The 17,472-nt window shown below is 66.3% G+C and carries 17 protein-coding genes; 10 read left to right on the plus strand and 7 right to left on the minus strand.

Annotated elements, in window-relative coordinates; translation table 11 throughout:
• From BHQ40_RS20580 to BHQ40_RS20615, 8 genes are all read left to right on the plus strand, one after another.
• On the plus strand, positions 1 to 783 hold a 783-nt coding region (locus BHQ40_RS20580), incomplete at its 5' end, for an RsmB/NOP family class I SAM-dependent RNA methyltransferase (protein WP_139139389.1).
• A 62-nt stretch (positions 784 to 845) separates the two neighbouring features.
• A complete protein-coding gene (rpe, locus tag BHQ40_RS20585; protein WP_070157684.1) occupies positions 846 to 1,508 on the plus strand; it encodes a ribulose-phosphate 3-epimerase in 663 nt (220 codons plus the stop codon).
• Positions 1,505 to 3,259 (plus strand): heparinase II/III family protein, encoded by a 1,755-nt coding sequence (locus BHQ40_RS20590; RefSeq protein WP_070157685.1) that lies wholly within the window; start codon positions 1,505 to 1,507, stop codon positions 3,257 to 3,259. Before rpe ends, BHQ40_RS20590 begins: the two co-directional genes overlap by 4 nt.
• Positions 3,260 to 3,277: 18 nt before the next feature.
• Entirely contained in the window at positions 3,278 to 4,867 is a 1,590-nt protein-coding gene (gene purH / locus BHQ40_RS20595) for a bifunctional phosphoribosylaminoimidazolecarboxamide formyltransferase/IMP cyclohydrolase (protein WP_070157686.1), read from the plus strand.
• Between the two features lie 218 nt (positions 4,868 to 5,085).
• The gene (locus tag BHQ40_RS20600; RefSeq protein ID WP_070157687.1) at positions 5,086 to 5,415 is read left to right on the plus strand and encodes a UrcA family protein; all 330 of its coding nucleotides are present in this window, start codon (positions 5,086 to 5,088) and stop codon (positions 5,413 to 5,415) included.
• A 90-nt stretch (positions 5,416 to 5,505) separates the two neighbouring features.
• On the plus strand, positions 5,506 to 7,020 hold the full coding sequence (locus tag BHQ40_RS20605) for an NAD(P)/FAD-dependent oxidoreductase (RefSeq protein WP_070157688.1): 1,515 nt from the start codon (positions 5,506 to 5,508) through the stop codon (positions 7,018 to 7,020).
• A 5-nt stretch (positions 7,021 to 7,025) separates the two neighbouring features.
• The gene (locus BHQ40_RS20610) at positions 7,026 to 7,442 is read left to right on the plus strand and encodes a GtrA family protein (protein ID WP_070157689.1); all 417 of its coding nucleotides are present in this window, start codon (positions 7,026 to 7,028) and stop codon (positions 7,440 to 7,442) included.
• Complete coding sequence (locus BHQ40_RS20615; RefSeq protein WP_070157690.1) at positions 7,439 to 9,223, plus strand: hypothetical protein; 1,785 nt, start codon at positions 7,439 to 7,441, stop codon at positions 9,221 to 9,223. The genes BHQ40_RS20610 and BHQ40_RS20615 overlap by 4 nt, the downstream gene beginning before the upstream one ends.
• Here the strand turns inward: BHQ40_RS20615 and msrB are convergent.
• From msrB to BHQ40_RS20630, 3 genes are all read right to left on the minus strand, one after another.
• Entirely contained in the window at positions 9,178 to 9,669 is a 492-nt protein-coding gene (gene msrB / locus BHQ40_RS20620) for a peptide-methionine (R)-S-oxide reductase MsrB (protein ID WP_070157691.1), read from the minus strand. The two genes, BHQ40_RS20615 and msrB, sit on opposite strands and share 46 nt — an antisense overlap.
• Positions 9,670 to 9,759: 90 nt before the next feature.
• Positions 9,760 to 10,959, minus strand: a complete 1,200-nt coding sequence (locus tag BHQ40_RS20625; protein ID WP_070157692.1) for an ABC transporter permease — start codon at positions 10,957 to 10,959, stop codon at positions 9,760 to 9,762.
• A complete protein-coding gene (locus tag BHQ40_RS20630; RefSeq protein ID WP_070157693.1) occupies positions 10,956 to 11,915 on the minus strand; it encodes an ABC transporter ATP-binding protein in 960 nt (319 codons plus the stop codon). The genes BHQ40_RS20625 and BHQ40_RS20630 overlap by 4 nt, the downstream gene beginning before the upstream one ends.
• Before the next feature lie 23 nt (positions 11,916 to 11,938).
• Between BHQ40_RS20630 and queG the strand changes: the two genes are divergently transcribed.
• Entirely contained in the window at positions 11,939 to 13,009 is a 1,071-nt protein-coding gene (gene queG, locus BHQ40_RS20635) for a tRNA epoxyqueuosine(34) reductase QueG (RefSeq protein WP_070157694.1), read from the plus strand.
• 91 nt (positions 13,010 to 13,100) lie between these two features.
• Here the strand turns inward: queG and BHQ40_RS20640 are convergent, their stop codons facing one another.
• Complete coding sequence (locus BHQ40_RS20640; RefSeq protein ID WP_070157695.1) at positions 13,101 to 13,466, minus strand: hypothetical protein; 366 nt, start codon at positions 13,464 to 13,466, stop codon at positions 13,101 to 13,103.
• A complete protein-coding gene (locus tag BHQ40_RS20645; RefSeq protein ID WP_070157696.1) occupies positions 13,463 to 14,131 on the minus strand; it encodes an EI24 domain-containing protein in 669 nt (222 codons plus the stop codon). Before BHQ40_RS20645 ends, BHQ40_RS20640 begins: the two co-directional genes overlap by 4 nt.
• 106 nt (positions 14,132 to 14,237) lie before the next feature.
• On the opposite strand from BHQ40_RS20645, the gene BHQ40_RS20650 reads away from it, so the two are divergent.
• Positions 14,238 to 15,242 (plus strand): adenosine kinase, encoded by a 1,005-nt coding sequence (locus tag BHQ40_RS20650; protein ID WP_070157697.1) that lies wholly within the window; start codon positions 14,238 to 14,240, stop codon positions 15,240 to 15,242.
• A gap of 317 nt (positions 15,243 to 15,559) precedes the next feature.
• On the opposite strand, the gene BHQ40_RS20655 is transcribed toward BHQ40_RS20650, so the two are convergent.
• Positions 15,560 to 17,074: a lipopolysaccharide biosynthesis protein gene (locus tag BHQ40_RS20655; RefSeq protein WP_253183427.1), complete on the minus strand. Its 1,515-nt coding sequence runs from the start codon at positions 17,072 to 17,074 to the stop codon at positions 15,560 to 15,562.
• Positions 17,075 to 17,176: 102 nt separating this feature from the next.
• Positions 17,177 to 17,472, minus strand: a 296-nt coding sequence (locus BHQ40_RS20660; RefSeq protein WP_354321608.1) for an NAD(P)H-dependent glycerol-3-phosphate dehydrogenase, incomplete at its 5' end; no start/stop codon positions are given.

Consider the following 17,472-nt stretch of genomic DNA (forward strand, 5'->3'; position numbering starts at 1 on the left):
GTGCGCCCGCCCGTCGACCTGTCGCTGCGCGATCCCGCCGAAACGGCGCTCTGGGCGGAGCGCCTGTCCGGCGCATCCGTCGCGCCGGGGCATGTCCGACTGGGCGATCATGACGCGATCACTGGCCTGCCCGGCTTTGCCGAGGGGGCTTGGTGGGTGCAGGATCTCGCCGCCTCCATTCCCGCCCGCCTGCTGGGCGCGGGCGAGGGCCGGCAGGTGCTTGACCTCTGCGCCGCGCCGGGCGGCAAGACGATGCAGCTCGCCGCTACGGGCTGGCGCGTCACCGCCATCGACCAGTCGAAGAAGCGGCTGGAGCGGCTGTCGGAAAATCTTTCCCGCACCGGCCTTTCCGCAGAGGTTCTGGCCGCCGACATCCGCGCCTGGGCCCCGGAAAAGCCCGCCGATGCAGTGCTGCTGGATGCGCCCTGCACCGCGACCGGCATCTATCGCCGCCACCCGGACGTCCTGCACCGCATCGGCTCGCGCCAGATCGCGGAACTGGCGGAATTACAGGCGCAACTGATCGATCGCGCCGCCCAATGGGTCGCGCCCGGCGGCATGCTCGTTTATGCGACCTGCTCCCTCGAACAGGCCGAGGGCGAGGATCAGGCGCGCGGATTCCTGTCCAGAAACCCCGGATTTCAGGTCGTTCCGCCCGACGCCGCATCGCTGCCGCAGGGCAGCTCCGCCACGGATGACGGCTGGATTCGCACGCTTCCCGCGACCCTGGCGGAGCAGGGCGGCGTCGATGGATTCTTCATCGCGCGCTTTCGTCGGGTTTGAGGCGCGAATCGGCGCGGACAATGGTTGCGCCACCCGAATCGCGCGGCTAATGCCTGTCATCCATGTCGCCATCCGTCCGCATCGCCCCGTCCATCCTGTCCGCCGATTTCGCCCGGCTTGGCGAGGAGGTGCGCGCGATTGACGAGGCTGGCTGCGACTGGGTGCATGTCGATGTGATGGACGGGCATTTCGTGCCGAACATCACCATTGGCCCGATGGTGGTGAAGGCGCTGCGCCCGCACACGACCAAGCCGATGGACGTCCATCTGATGATTTCGCCGGTCGATACCTATCTGGACGCCTTCGCGGCGGCCGGGGCCGATATCCTGACCGTGCACCCGGAGGCGGGTCCGCACATCCACCGCACCGTCCAGCATATCAAGTCGCTGGGTAAGCAGGCCGGCGTGGTTCTGAACCCCGGCACGCCCGCCAAGATGCTCGACTATCTGATCGATGATGTTGATCTGGTGCTGGTGATGAGCGTCAATCCCGGTTTCGGCGGACAGAGCTTCATCACCAACCAGCTCCGCAAGATCGAGGCGATCCGCAAGATGATCGACAAGAGCGGCCGGGACATCCGGCTGCAGGTCGACGGCGGCATCGATTTCGAAACCGCGCCGCAGGCGATCGCGGCGGGCGCGGACGTACTGGTCGCGGGAACGGCGACCTTCAAGGGCGGCCCGTCCGCCTATGCCGACAATATCCGGAGGTTGCGGGGCGGGTGAACGACCAAAGCCGGCTTCCGCCCCATGCCGCGCCTCTTGCCGAGGATGACCGGATCGAGGAGGGCAAGAGGCTCATCCGGGTATCGGATGACAGGGGGCTTTCGCTGGCCGAACGAGTCGCGAACCGCTTCTACCGGCTGACCTGGCGCACCCCCATTCATGCGATGCGGCTGAAGGGGAAATATCCCCTGAAACTGCTGGCCGTGCCGGACGATGACATCCCCGGCGATCCGCGCGCGGGCAATGCGCTGCGCGCCGGATTCTTCCTGTTCCGCGGCATGAAGCAGTCGGTCGAGACGCTCGATTTCGCGGCGCTGGACGTGTCGCCCGCTTTCCGGGACTATATTCACAGCTTCCGCTGGCTGCGCGATCTCGCCACCGTGTCGACCCGCGATCAGGGCGCGCCGATTGCCGAAGCGATCATGCGCAAATGGCTGGCCGCCCATTCGGAAAAACCCAGCGAACCGGCGTGGCGCGCCGACAATGCGGGCTGGCGGCTGTTTTTCTGGACCAGTCAGGCGCCGTTGATCCTGTCGAGCAGCGATCTGGTCTATCGTTCGCTTGTCCTCAACTGCATCGCCCGCACCGCGCGTCATCTGGACCAGGGCGCGGACAAGGCCCCGGTCGGCATACAGCGCCTGGTCGCCTGGGGCGGCATTGTCGCCGCATCGCTGCTGATTCCCGGCGGCGGTCCACGCCGCATCTTTGGCGAGGCGGGCCTGCGCCGCGCGCTGGACAGCGCCTTCCATGGCGATGGCGGCACCATATCGCGCGCGCCGATGGCGCAGCTTGAGGGGATCACGCTCCTCGCCATGCTCCGCGCCGTCTACGACGCCCGGCGGGAGGAGCCGCCCGCATTTCTGGACGAAGCCTTGTCGCGCACCGTGCCAGCGCTGCTCGGCGTCACGCATGGCGATGGCGGCCTGGGAAGCTGGCAGGGCGGCGGCGCGACATCGCCCGAAGCCGTCAACGCAGTGATCGCCGCCACCGGCGTCCGCACCCGTCCGCTGCGCCAGGCGCGCGACTGGGGTTATCAGCGGCTGTCGGCGGGCGGCACTGTTGTCCTCGTCGATGCAGCCCCGCCGCCGGTTTCGCGGGTCGCCGATGCGGGCTGCGCCTCCACCGGCGCGCTGGAGATCAGCGACGGCGCGCACCGCCTGTTCGTCAATTGCGGCGGCGCGGCGCTCGCCGGCGCGCAATTGCCGGACTCGCTGGCGCAGGCGCTGCGCACCACCGCCGCGCACAGCACGCTCACCCTTGCGGATAGCAATTCGACGGCGATCCTGGCGGACGGCACGCTCGGCCGCGGCGTCACCGAAGTCGAACTGCACCGGCAGGAAACCGAAAGCGGCAGCCGCCTGGAACTCAGCCATGACGGCTATGTCCGTCGCCTCGGCTATGTCCACCGCCGCCTGCTGATCCTCTCGGCGGAGGGCAAGGAAATCCGGGGTGAGGACATGCTGCTCCCCGCGCCGCGCCGCCGCAAGCCTGCGGCCGTGCCCTATGTGCTTCGCTTCCACCTCGCGCCCGATGTGGAGCCGACGGTGACGGCGGACGGGCAGGGCGTGCTGCTCCGGCTGGAGGGCGGCACATTGTGGCAATTCCGGGCGGGCGCCGGGAAACTCGCCGTGGAGGAAAGCCTTTGGGTGGACGGCAATGGCCGCCCGGTCCAGAGCCAGCAACTCGTCATCAGCGCAGAGGCGGAGCCGGGCGGCAGCAGCATCGGCTGGCTGCTCAAGCGCATGAGCTAAATTGATAAGGTCCAGAACGTGAAGAATGTGAAGATTGCGCGGGCGCTGCTTTCGGTGTCCGACAAGACCGGTCTTGCCGAACTTGGCGCGGCGCTTGCCAGCCATGGCGTGGAACTGGTGTCGACCGGCGGCACGGCGAAGGCGCTGCGCGACGCCGGACTGGCGGTGAAGGATATTTCCGACCTCACCGGCTTCCCGGAGATGATGGACGGCCGGGTCAAGACCCTGCACCCGAAGGTGCATGGCGGTCTGCTCGCCGTGCGCGGCAATGCGGAGCATGTCGCCTCGATGGATGAGCATGAAATCGCCCCGATCGATCTGGTCGTCGTCAACCTCTATCCCTTCGCCCAGACCGTCGCGAAGGGCGCGGAGCGGGACGAGATTATCGAGAATATCGATATTGGCGGCCCGTCCATGGTGCGGTCAGCCGCGAAGAATCATGAAAGCGTCGCCATCCTGACCGATCCGGCCGACTATGCCCGGCTGATCGCGGAAATGGCGGAGCAGGGCGGCGCGACCAGCTATGATTTCCGCCGCATGCTGGCGGCGAAAGCCTATGCCGCGACGGCCGCCTATGATTCGATGATCGCAAGCTGGTTCGCCTTTGCCGATCAGGGCGTTGCCTTCCCGGAGACGCTGACCACCGGCGCAAAGCGCGCCTCGACCCTGCGCTATGGCGAGAACCCGCACCAGTCCGCCGCGCTCTACCTGCCGATCGGCCCCACTGCCAACGGCATTGCCCAGGCCAGCCAGATTCAGGGCAAGGAACTGAGCTACAATAATTATAATGACGCCGACGCCGCGCTCGAACTTGTCAGCGAATTTCGTGACGGCCCGCCGACCGTGGTCATCGTCAAGCATGCCAATCCCTGCGGCGTCGCCACCGGCGCGACCTTGATCGAGGCTTATGAGGCGGCGTTCGCCTGCGACACGGTGTCGGCGTTTGGCGGCATCATCGCCGTCAACCGCCCGCTCGATGGACCCACGGCGGAGGCAATCAGCGGCATCTTCACCGAAGTCGTCGCCGCGCCGGACGCCGACGATGCGGCGAAGGCGATCTTCGCGAAGAAGAAAAATCTCCGCCTGCTGCTGACCGGTGATTTGCCCGATCCCGCACGGCCGGGCTTGGCCATGAAAACGATCGCCGGCGGCCTGCTGGTCCAGAGCCGCGACAATGGCCGCGTCAGCCGCGATGAGCTGAAGGTCGTGACGAAGCGCCAGCCGACGCCGCAGGAACTGGACGACTGTCTTTTCGCCTGGACTGTCGCCAAGCATGTGAAGTCGAACGCCATTGTCTATGCCAAGGGCGGCAGCACCGCGGGCATCGGCGCGGGCCAGATGAACCGGCTTGAATCCGCGCGCATCGCCGCCTGGAAAGCGAAGGACGCGGCGGAAAAGGCAAGCTGGGCGGAACCGCGCACCATCGGTTCGGCGGTTGCCTCCGACGCTTTCTTCCCCTTCGCCGATGGCCTGCTCGCCGCTGTCGAAGCGGGCGCTACGGCGGTCATCCAGCCCGGCGGATCGATCCGCGACGAGGAAGTCATCGCCGCCGCCGATGAGGCGAATTTGGCGATGCTTTTCACCGGGATGCGCCACTTCCGCCATTGATCTGACCGGATACACAGCGTGCTCCTGCGCAGGCAGGAGCCCAGTTCAAACGGCGGGACTGGACTCCTGCTTTCGCAGGAGCACGCTGCCTTCCAGACAAGGCAAAATTTAGGGGCTGTTTTCAAGAAAATGGCGCTGTTGAGCCATTTTTTCGGAAACCTGTCTCCGCCTTGCACGTTCTTGGGTTCTGAGAGCGGGAGGCAAAGAGGAGACAGACCATGCACAGGAAGACGATCCTTGCGGCCGCTGCCGCCGCCCTTTTCATCCCCGCCGCCGCTTCGGCGCAGCAGGTGGAATCCGACGTTATCGTGACTGGCGACCGCACAGAGGAAGTGCGCTCGGTCGTCGTCTCGCTGCGCGATCTTGATCTGCGCGCAGATCGCGACGTGCGCGTGGCTGACGCCCGCATCCGCCGCGCGGCCAACAAGGTGTGCGACGACACGCCCGGCTCCAGCCTGATCGGCAATCAGGCGCGGTGCGTGAATGAGGCATTCGGCAATGCGCGCGTTGACCTGAACAGTGCGGTATACGCCGTGCGCGCGGGCTGATCCGGCCGGTTCTTAAGAAAAATTAACCGTTCCTTAGAAGATTTCCTTCATTCCCTCGGCAGAGCGTAATCTCCGGGGGATTTTTCTGTAATGGCGTCTGCCCAGCAGTCTGTCGACGTGGCCATCATCGGGGCCGGGCCGGCCGGTCTTACCGCCGCCTATCTTCTCACGAAAAAAGGTTACAGCGTCACGGTGATCGAGAAGGACCCCGTCTATGTCGGCGGGATCAGCCGCACCGTGGAGCATCAGGGGTTTCGCTTCGATATCGGCGGCCATCGCTTCTTTTCCAAATCGAAGGAGGTCGTCGATCTCTGGAACGAGATTCTGCCCGACGACTTCATCCAGCGCCCCCGGATGAGCCGCATCTATTATGAGGGCAAATTCTACAGCTATCCCCTGCGCGCGTTCGAAGCGCTGATGAACCTCGGCATCTGGCGCTCGACCCTGTGCATGGCGAGCTATGCCCGCTGGAAGCTCAGCCCGAAAAAGGATGTGAAAAGCTTTGAGGACTGGGTGGTCAACCAGTTCGGCCACAAGCTCTATTCCATCTTCTTCAAGACCTATACGGAGAAGGTGTGGGGCATGCCCTGCGACGAAATGTCCGCCGACTGGGCGGCGCAGCGCATCAAGGGGCTGAGCCTGGGCGCCGCCGTGCTCGATGGCCTGAAACGCTCGCTCGGCCTCAACAAGCGCCCCAATGACGGGATGCAGACCAAGACGCTGCTGGAAACCTTCCGTTATCCCCGGCTCGGCCCCGGCATGATGTGGGATGCCGCGCGCGATCATGTCGTCGCTGGCGGCAACCATGTGCTGATGGGCCATGCCCTGAAGCAGCTTGCGCAGGATCAAGTCACTGGCCGCTGGCGCGTCGCCGCGACCGGCCCGGATGGCGATATCACGATCAACGCCGCCCATGTCATCAGCTCCGCGCCGATGCGGGAGCTTGCCGGGCGCATCCACCCGATGCCCGCGACGATGGGCGAGGCGCTGGACCTTAAATATCGCGATTTCCTGACCGTTGCGCTGATGATCAAGTCGCCGGACCTGTTCCCGGACAACTGGATCTATATCCATGACAGCAAGGTGAAGGTCGGCCGCGTCCAGAATTTCCGCAGTTGGTCGCCGGAAATGGTGCCGGACAGCGACATCGCCTGCGTCGGCCTCGAATATTTCTGCTTCGAAGGCGACGGCCTCTGGTCGTCGAGCGACGAGGAGCTGGTCGAACTGGCGAAGAAGGAAATGGCGATCCTCGGCCTCTGCCGCCCGGAGGATGTGACCGGCGGCGCAGTCGTGCGTCAGGAAAAGGCTTATCCGGTTTATGACGATCATTATGCCGCCAATGTCGCGGCGATGCGCGCCGACCTGGAGGAGACATATCCGACCCTCCACATGGTCGGCCGCAACGGCATGCACCGCTATAATAATCAGGATCATGCGATGATGACCGCGATGCTGACGGTGCGGAACATAGAGGCCGGCGCGCGCATCCACGATATCTGGAGCGTCAATGAGGACGCCGAATATCATGAGGCGGGCGATGAGGGGCAGCAGGCCGCGCTCGCCAGCGAACGGCTGGTGCCAAGCCGTCTGAACAAGGCCGCGTGAACCGAATGATTGCCGCGCTCCTGGGCCGGCTTCCCGGCATCGTCCGCATTACCTATGTCCGCTATATCGCGGCCAGCATCGGCGCGCTGGCGGTCGATCTTGGCCTGTTCCTGACGCTGATGGCGTCCGGCGCGCCCGCGATGCAGGCGTCCGCGACAGGCTATACCGCCGGCATCCTGGCGCATTGGCTGTTGTCCAGCCGCACCGTATTCTCCGATTCCCTGGCCGTGCGCGGCCGCGCGCGGGGCAGGCAGCAGGCGCTGTTCCTGGCCTCCGCACTCCTTGGCCTTGCCCTTACCGCGCTGATCGTCGGCGGCGGCGACATGCTGGGCGTCGATCCGCACCTCGCCAAGCTGATTGCGGTCATCGTCTCCTTCCAGACGACCTATCTGCTCCGTAAGGCGGTGGTCTTTTCCCAATGACCGACCGCCGCTTCCTGCTGGCGGTCGGCGCCCTTGCCGCTCTGTGCTGCGGGATGATGCTACTCGTCGAATGGCGCAATGTGCTGACGCTCGGCTTCCGCGATCCCGACGATGCGCTGCGTTATGTGCAGGTGAAGGACTTCATCGCCGGGCAGAACTGGTTCGACGTGTCGCAGCATCGCGTGAACCCGCCCCAGGGCGGACCGATGCACTGGTCGCGCATCGTCGACCTGCCGATTGCCGCGCTGATGCTGCTGTTTCAGCCGGTCTTCGGCGCGGTTGTGGCAGACCGCATCGCCGTCACCGTCACGCCGATGCTGCTGACGGCCGCGCTGTTCTTCATGCTCGCCCTTGCCGTGCGCCGGATCGCCGGACCGGTCGTGGCTGTGGTCGCCACGGTGCTGCTCGCCATGTCGATCGGCATCCTCATCCAGTTCCACCCGACCCGCATAGACCATCATGACTGGCAGATCGTGCTGGCGGCGGTGACGCTGTGGGCGGCGTTCGACCCGGACAGGCGCCGGGGCGGGACGATCGCAGGGTTCAGCGTCGCGCTGTGGCTCCATATTTCGGCGGAGGCTTTGCCCTATGCCGTGATGTTCGGCGGCTTCTTCGCGCTGCATGTCATCCGTCTCGCGGCGGAATGGCCACGGCTGCGCGCCTATATGTGGGCGCTGATCGGCGGATCAGTGGCGCTTCTGATCGGCGTGCACAGCTGGTCGGCGGCCTTTGCGCCCTATTGCGACGCCATGTCCCCGGTCTATCTGACGCCGATGCTGGTGGTGGCCGTCGTCATGCCGCTCGCCTCCCATTATCTGGGCGAACATAGCGTCATCCGCCGCTTCCTCGTCATCGCCATCGCGGCGGTGCTGGGCGGCTTCGCTTTCCTGATCGATGGCGGGGCATGCCTGACCGGTCCGTTCGGCGGTCTCGATCCTGTGGTCTACACCCAATGGTATACGCAGGTGCTGGAGGGCCGCCCCCTCTGGGAGCAGACCGCCACCACCGCCGCAGTGGTCGCCGGGCCGGTCCCGCTCGGATTTATCGGCTATTATCTGGCCATAAAGGCCGCGCCCACCCCGGCGAAGCGTCTTGAATGGCTGGGCCTCGCCTTGCTCTCGCTGGGTGCAACTCTCGTGGCCTTGTTCGTCATGCGCGCCATGTCGGTCGCGCACCTGTTCCTGCTCGCGGGCAACGCCTGGCTGCTGCACAGCCTGTGGGTGCGGGCGCAGCGCATGGGCAGTCCGCTGCGTATCCTGTCCACCCTGTTCCTCTTTGCCCTGACGCCCCTGGGCGCGGAGGCGGCGATCCTTGCCGTCGTCCCGTCCGACGATCCGGCGGAGGCCGCCGCCGACCGCAACGCCGTCGCCTGTTCGGGCATCGCCGGGCTGCGCGGACTTGCGGCCCTGCCCAAAGGCGCGATCTTCGCGCCGCTCGACATCGGCCCGTCAATCCTCGCCTTCACGCCGCATTCGGTGATCGCGACCGCGCATCATCGCAACAATCTGGCGATGAAGCGGGTGATATTGGGCTTTGAGACTGACACGGCGCAGGCCGCCGCGCTGGTGGCCGGGACAGACTATCTCGCTTATTGCCCCGGCTCCGGCGAGATCAGCCGCTACAGCCACAAGCGGCCGCATTCCCTGATGAGCGATCTGGAACGGGGCCGCACGCCGCGCTGGCTCCAGCCGCTGCCGATGGGCAAGGGGCAGAACATCCGCGTCTACCGCGTCGTCTACGCCCCCGGCGCGAAGCGCATCGCCACGCCGTTCATGCAGTAACGCAGGCCGGTTGGCGGCGGTCCGTCGTCAAAGACATGGCCCAGATGCCCGCCGCACCGCGCGCAATGCACTTCCGTCCGCGCCATGCCCAGCGTCCGGTCGGTCGACGTGCCGATCGCCTTGGGCAATGGCCGCCAGAAGCTTGGCCAGCCGGTGCCGCTGTCAAACTTGGTCTTGGATGAAAACAGGCGCTGGTCGCACCCGGCGCACAGGAAAGTCCCGGCCCGGTGCTCCCCGTTGAGCGGGCTTGTCCCCGGTCCTTCGGTCGCCGCCTGGCGCAGCACGGCATATTGGCCGGGCGTCAGCTTTTTCTTCCACTGCTCCGGCGTCATCGTCACGGGATAGTTTGCCGCGCTCGCCTCGTCTCCGCCCGCGAACAGGCCGGGCAGCGCCTCCACCAGCACCACCAGCCCCGCGCTGCCCAGTAATTCCCGTCTGCTGATCATCTTCCGTCTCCGGCCCGCCTCGTCTATTCGCACCAGCGCGCCAGGAAGTTACGCGCGGGCGAGCATATATATGCGTCCGCCGGGAAATTTTCAGGCGGCGGGTCCGGCTTTCCTGCCGAACAGACGCTTCCGCCCGCCGCCGCCGGATTTCAGCACATTGCGCCGGAACAGGCGCACGCCGATGCGGATGATCAACGCCACCCACAGCAATTGCCAGACAATGGCCAGCAGATGCGGCCATATCGCGTCCGACTGCGCGGCGCGGGCGATCATGGCGAAGGGGGAACTGAAGGGGAAGATCGCGGCCGCGACCTCCGGCGCCTCGCCCATCCGGTTCACGGCATAGCTGGCGAAGAAGAAGATCACGACCTGGCACATGGTGATCGGCATGGACAGCGTCTGCACCTCCCGCACCGTCGACGCCTGCGCGCCAATGCCGATGAACAGCGACCCCAGCAGCGTATAGGCCGTCGCGAAATAGAGGAAGAACAGCAGCACGAACATCGGCCAGCCGATCGCCGGCGTCGGCATGGGAAAGCTTGTGCCCATGAAGAAGGCATAACCGGTCAGCGCCGTCAGGCCCCACACCGCTATGCCGACGAAGGACATGCCGAGCATCGCGATCAGCTTGCCCAGGAATATCGCGTCCACGGGCACGGCCGCGGCCAGTATCTCGATGATCTTGTTCGTCTTTTCCTCGACCATGTTGGACAGGACCATGCCCGCCAGCAACATGGTGAGCAGAAACAGCAGCACCTGCGCCGACCGGCCGGTCAACAGGCGGGATTGCTGTTCCGATCCGCTGCTCGCCGCCACGATGCGCGTCTCTATCCGGGTGTCGGGCAGGGCCGTTCCCGCGCGCGCCATGCTGATCATCAGGCTCAGATCGCCCTGGAACTGCTGGACATCGGCGGCCTTGCCGGTCAGCCGGGGCGCGGCGAGCGTGCCGGACAGCATGGCAACCGCCTTGCCATCCTTGCCCGCCAGCGCGGCTTCCGGGTCGCTGTTCGCGGGGTAGGGGCGCAGGTCCGGCAGGGCCTGTTCGCCAATCTGCTTCGCCAGCCGCGCGCGGGCGGCGTTCAGGCGATCTATATCCCCTGCGGTCATCGCCACGCCCACCGCCGGGCGCGATGCCGCATTGTCGATCTGCTGCCCCATGCTCCCGGCGAACACCGCGATGATCAGCGGGAACAGCGGCCCCAGCAGGAACAGGATGAAGGTCTTGGACAGGATCACGGCGGAAAAATCCCGCCGGGCGATGACCAAGGCGGCGCGCAGCGTCTCGTTCATGACTCCGCATCCTCCGGGTCCGCCCGGCCCATCTCCCGCGCGGCGCTCTCGCCCGCAATGGCGACGAAGGCGTCGTGCAGTCCTGGCCGCTCGATCGACAGGCTCTCGATGCCCGCCTCGCCATCGACCAGCGCTTTCAGCAACGGCTCGATGCCGCCGTCGGGCAGGGCGAATTGCCAGATATTGCCGTCCACCCGCGCATCCGGGGGCAGGGCGCTGCGCCATGGCCCGTCGCTGGCCCGCGTTTCCAGCCGCACCTGCGGGCGCAGCCGGTCGCGCGCCGTGCTCACCGATCCCTCGAACCGGATGCGTCCGCCCGCAACGATGGCGATGCGCTCGCACAACCGTTCGGCATGGGCGATGACATGGGTGGAAAACAGCACGGTCACGCCCGACGCCGCTTCCCGCCGGATCAGCGCTTCCAGCTTGCCTTGATTGATGGCGTCCAGCCCGGAAAAAGGCTCGTCCAGCACGATCAGGCGCGGTTTGTGGACGATGGTGCCAAGCAACTGCACCGTCTGCGCCATGCCCTTGGACAGCGACCGGATCGGTTTGTCCGCCGACGCCTCCAGCCCATGTCCCGCCAGCAATTCGCGCGCCCGCGCACGCCCGTCGCGCAGCGGTAGCCCGCGCAACGCGCCCATGAAGGCGATGGCTTCGGCCGCTTTCATCGACGGATAGAGTCCGCGCTCCTCCGGTAGATATCCCACCTGCCGCGCCATCTTCAGCGGCTCCGCCTCGCCCAGTAGGGTGCGATCCCCGCCATCGGGATCGATGATACCCAGCAGCATGCGCAGCAGCGTCGTCTTGCCCGCGCCATTGGGGCCGAGCACGCCGAATATGCTGCCTGCGGGCACGGCGATGTCGATGCCGTCCACGGCCCGGAAATCGCCGAATGTCTTGACAAGTCCCCGGCCTTCGACCGCATAGGGCTGGGTGATCTGATCGCCGGTCATCGGCGGCAGGATAGCCTCGCGACATGACAACACAAGCGGCCATTCCCCTCGAAGCCCGCCTGAAGGCGGAGGCGATCCGGCTCGGCTTTGCCGATTGTCGCGTCACGCGCGCCGACGCTGCGCCGGAAACCGCAGGGCGGTTGCGGCAATGGCTGGACGAGGGCCGCCACGGCGACATGCTGTGGATGGAGGAGCGGGCCGGACAGCGCGGGTCGCCCACGGGGCTGTGGCCGGAGGTGCGCTCCGTCATCATGCTGGGGATGAGCTACACCCCGGCGCGCGATCCGCTGGCGCTGGCCGATGTGCCGGACCGGGGCCGCATCTCCGTCTATGCGCAGGGGCAGGATTATCACGACATAGTGAAGAAGGCGCTGAAGGCGCTGGCCCGCTGGCTGGTCGACGCAGCGCCCTGCGAATTGAAGGTCTTCGTCGATACCGCCCCGGTGATGGAAAAGCCGCTTGCCGCCGCCGCCGGTCTCGGCTGGCAGGGCAAGCACACCAATCTCGTCAGCCGCGATCATGGAAGCTGGCTGCTGCTCGGCGCAATCTACACGACGCTGGACCTGACGCCCGACCCGCCGTCCCGCGACACCTGCGGTTCCTGCACCGCTTGTCAGGACGCCTGCCCGACTAACGCCTTCCCCGCGCCCTACCGCCTCGATGCGCGCCGCTGCATCTCCTACCTCACCATCGAGCATAAAGGCCCGATCCCGGAGGAATTTCGCGCTGGCATTGGCAACCGCATCTATGGCTGCGACGATTGCCTGGCCGTCTGCCCGTGGAACAAGTTCGCCGACGCCGCGTCGGCCAACCGCGCCTTCCTCGGCCGCGCCGAACTGACCGCCCCGGCGCTGGCCGATATCCTCGCCCTCGACGATCCGCCTTTCCGGGAGGTTTTCGCCGGCTCCCCCATCAAGCGCATCGGCCGCAACCGCATGGTCCGCAACGCCGCCATCGCGGCGGGGAACAGCGGGGATGCAGGGTTCGCGGACGTGCTTGGCAGGCTGGTGGACGACGACGACCCGGTGGTCGCGGAAGCGGCAGGGTGGGCGCTTGATCGCCTCAACGTCCTAACCTCTCCCCGTTCGCCCTGAGCTTGTCGAAGGGCTGTCTTTCTTGAAGGGAAGGACAGGGCTTCGACAGGCTCAGGCCGAACGGATGATATTTGCTAAAGGGAAGGCGTAACTATTTCCCCGCCAGCGCCATCGCGCATGGCTGCTGCGCCGTGTCCCGCCCATCCGGCAGGCGGGTGTCGACATAGGTGACGACCGGCGTTTTCCCCTTGTCCGTCATATAGAGATAGGCGTCCAGCACGCAGCGGCTGTTGGCGAATTGCAGTTTGCGCACGGTCTTTTCCCGGATGTCCAGCCGCGGCTGGCCGAACATCGCGATCAGCTTCTTCGCGTCCGCGCCCATCACCTCGACCGGACGGCCATAGGCGCTGGCGGGCGGGGGAGGGGGCGCGGCGACGGGCGCGGCCTGCGGCACCGCGCTGCAGGCGGCCATGGCCAGCGGCAACAGCGCCGCCGCAACTTTCGATCCGCCTCTCATGCCGTCCTCTCCCGCCGCCCGTGCAGCACATGGACGGCCATAGCCGCGCTCCAGATCGGCGCAAGCAGGTTCGCGACGGGTATCAGGAACAGCAGCGCCGAAACGATTCCCATCGCCCACCGCGTGCCGTGCGGGATGGCGGGCAGCTCCGGGTGCCGTCCCTCCACCATATCGGCCAGGTCCTTGCCCAGCAGATGCCCGTTCAGCGCCAGAAACAGCGCCAGCGTCCCCACGCCCGTCACCAGCAGCGCGATATAGAGGGGCAGGGCCAGCAGGTTCCACCCCACCGTCCGGATCACGGACCGCAGCGCGAACCGCATGCCCGCAGCCATGGACAGGGTGCGCGCGCCCGCCGCCGCCTGGGGATAGCTTTCCTGCTCCACGGCAATGACGATCGCGTCGGAAAACAGCCCCAGCACCGCCATCGCCACCGCGCGGAACAGCAGCCATGCCGTCAGCACGACGATGACGACCGCCGCTGCGGCCCCGGCCAGCCCGCCCTCGCTCCATCCCATCCACAGGAAGAAATAGCGCAACCCGAATCCCACGGCGGCGCCCAGCGCCACGAATATCAGCAGCGTCAGCCCCAGCGACTTGGCAAGCACGGCGCGCGTCGCCGGATGGAATATCTGCGGCAATGCGCGAAAGAGCGCCTTCACGATCATGCGCCGACTATCCTGCCTGGCGTTCGCACCGTCAATGTGTCCGTTGCGCTCGGCTTTTGCGGCCAGTAGAGGGGCGGCAGCCATTTCCCCAGCCCAAGGACGCTCCGTGACCGAAACCAAATCCGCCACTCTTGATGTCGTCGCCATCGGCAACGCCATCGTCGACGTCCTTGCCCGCGCCGACGACGCTTTCCTCGCCGAACATGCGCTGACCAAGGGCGGCATGCAGTTGGTGGATACGGAAACGGCGGAGCTGCTCTACGACAATATGGGTCCGGGCATGGAGATCAGCGGCGGGTCGGCCGCCAACACGCTCGCCGGTCTTGCTGCGCTGGGCAAGAAATGCGGCTTCATCGGTCAGGTGTGCAAGGACCAGCTTGGCGACGTGTTCGCGCATGACATCCACACGCTCGGCATCGCGTTCGACACGCCCGCCCGTACGCAGGAGCCGCCCACGGCCCGCTGCCTGATCCTCGTCACGCCGGACGGCCAGCGCACGATGAACACCTTCCTCGGCGCGTCGCAGTTCCTGCCCGCCGCCGCCATCGACAAGGCGCTGATCCAGTCGGCCAGCATCCTCTATCTGGAGGGCTATCTGTGGGACCCGGCCGAACCGCGCGCCGCGATGCGCTCGGCGATTGCGATGGCCAAGGATGCGGGCCGCAAGGTCGCCTTCACCCTGTCCGACACCTTCGTCATTGATCGCCACCGCGACGATTTCCTTGCGCTGATCGAGGAGGGGATGATCGACATCCTGTTCTCCAATGAGGGCGAGATCACCTTCCTCACCGGCAAGAGCGATTTCGACGCCGCCGTCGCGGCGCTCGCGCCCAAGGTGCCGGTGCTCGTCTCCACCCGCAGCGAAAAGGGCGCGATTGCCGTCGTCGATGGCGTCCGCAGCGAAGTCCCCGCCGCCCCGGTCGCGGAAGTGGTCGACACCACCGGCGCGGGCGACCTGTTCGCCGCCGGTTTCCTCGCCGGCCATGTCGAGGGCCTGCCGGTCGCCGACTGCCTGAAACTGGGCGCCGCCGCCGCTGCGGAAGTCATCTCCCACTACGGCGCCCGCCCCGAAGCCGACCTGCAACAGATCCGCGCGAAAACTCTAGCCTGAACTGCCCACAACCGTCATCCCGGCGAAAGCCGGGACCCATCTCGCCATGGGCTCTTGGCGAGGAATGTCGGGATAGTTGGGTCCCGGCCTTCGCCGGGATGACGCGGCGTGAGATGAATCCTCTCGATCATCCAACACCATGTGCTCCTGCGCAGGCAGGAGCCCAGTCCTGCCATCTGAACTAGACCTTGTTCGATTTTGATTGAATCAAAATCTCGGTCTAGTCCTTTGTTATCTCGTGATTTCCGAGCCGTGAAATGTTCCATTTCACTCGAAATCACTCTAGCGCCCAATTTCGCAGGAACGCGCTTCAGGGCCTAAACCTTCTCCCGCCGGAACAGCGCCCTGTCCTCCGGCCCGAACCCCCGCCGCCAGATCACATAGGCGTAGACCGCCAGGATCGCGGGCACGCCGATCACCAGCTCTACCCATTCCAGGCTGCGGGGCAGGGCGACGAAGGCCGCGCCCATCAGGCCGCCCGCCGATGCCGCGACCAGCAGCGCCCAGCGCCAGGCATTGACCGGCGCGCCCAATAACCGCGCAAGCAGCCGCGCCTTCACCAGCGAACTCGACGCCAGCGCCAGGCACAGCGCCAGCGCCGGGGCGGCCGCCATCGCCAGCGGGCTGAGGCCCATCCGCTTCGCCGCGATGATCAGGGCGAAACTCAGCGCCGCCTGCAGCGCGATCATGCCCAGCGAGATCATCAGGTTGCGGTGCCGGGCGATATAGACCAGCGCGGATTCGCTCACCACCGCCGTCGCCGCGACCACTTCGGCCGCCAGCAGGAAGGCGAGCGCGCCCGTGCCGCCAACGAAATGCGCGCCGACCAGGCCCATCACCGCCTCACCCGGAATGCCCAGCGCCAATGCGATGCCCAGTTGCGCGGCGATGATCCAGAAGCCGACCTGGCTCACCTGCCGCGCGATCCCGGCATAATTTTTCTCCGCGATGTTGCGGGTGATGACGGGACCCAGGATCGGGTCGAAACTGGTTTTCAGCTTCTGCGGCAGCGACGCCACCTGCTGTGCGACATAATAGATGCCGACGACATAGGGCGTCGCGAACAGGCCGAGTATGGCCAGGTCTATGCGCCGCGACCCCCATTCTACCGCGTCGGCGGCGGCCAGCGGCAAGTTGCGCCGCGCAAGTTTCGCCATCCGGCCGGGGTGGGGCCGCCAGTCGCGGGGCAGGCCGAAATGGCGGTAGAGCGGGATCAGCGAGGCGACCAGCGCCGCCACCATCGACAGCACATAGGCCAGGATCAGGCCGTCGCGCGCGGAATAGAAATAGAAACCCAGCGCCGCGATGCTGATCGTCCACGGCTCTATGATCGACCGTGCCCGCACCGTCGCCTTGATATCGAACCGATAGGCGCAGGCCGCGAGCGCCACATCCGACATGGCGACGGCGATGGCGATCAGGGGCAGCAGCCGGTCCAGCCCATTGATGCCGCTGTTCGGGAACATCGCCTGCGGGAAGGCGATCAATATGCCCGCCGCCACCAGCGACGCCGCCAATGTCACCAGCATCGCGTCGGCAATCACATGGGTATGCGGCTTCTCGGTCGTCGTCAGCGCGCCGGCCAGGCCGCGCTTCAGCCCCATCGTCGCCAACTGCGCGGCGAACTCGACCACCAATATGGCATAGGCGAAACGGCCCAGCGTCTCCGCGCCATACATGCGCCCGGCCACGAACAGGAAGGGCAGGCGCGCGGCCAGCCGCAGCAGGAAGCCAAAGACATTGGTCCGCCCGCCCTTGGCGAGCGCGGCGATGTCCTCATCGGTCTGCGTGGCGCTTCCCCCGCCGCTTCCTGAAGACGCCTCAATCGCCAAAGAAAAGGGGACCTCTCGCTCGAAGCTGCTTCTGTTTATCGGACAGTATGGGAAAATCTCGGATGAACGAAGGGAATATTAACGGTGCGGTGCCGCAGCGCCCTATTCGGGCCGGAGCGGTCTGGCAAGCAAAGCCTCGACGATCCGGTCGGTGGGGGCCTTGTCCTCCAGCAGCGCGCACACGGCCTCGACGATCGGCATGTCGACGCCCGCCTGCCGCGCCGCATCGCGCAGCACCGGCGCTGTGAACGCGCCCTCCGCCACCGTGCGGCGGTTCGCCAGCAATTCCCGCGCGGGCGTGCCTTCGCCCAGCCCCTTGCCCAGCGAAAAGTTGCGTGAATTGGTGGAGGAGCATGTCAGCACCAGGTCGCCCAGCCCGGAAAGCCCCGCCAGCGTCT

Source organism: Sphingobium phenoxybenzoativorans, from assembly GCF_001757355.1.
Taxonomy (GTDB): domain Bacteria; phylum Pseudomonadota; class Alphaproteobacteria; order Sphingomonadales; family Sphingomonadaceae; genus Sphingobium; species Sphingobium phenoxybenzoativorans.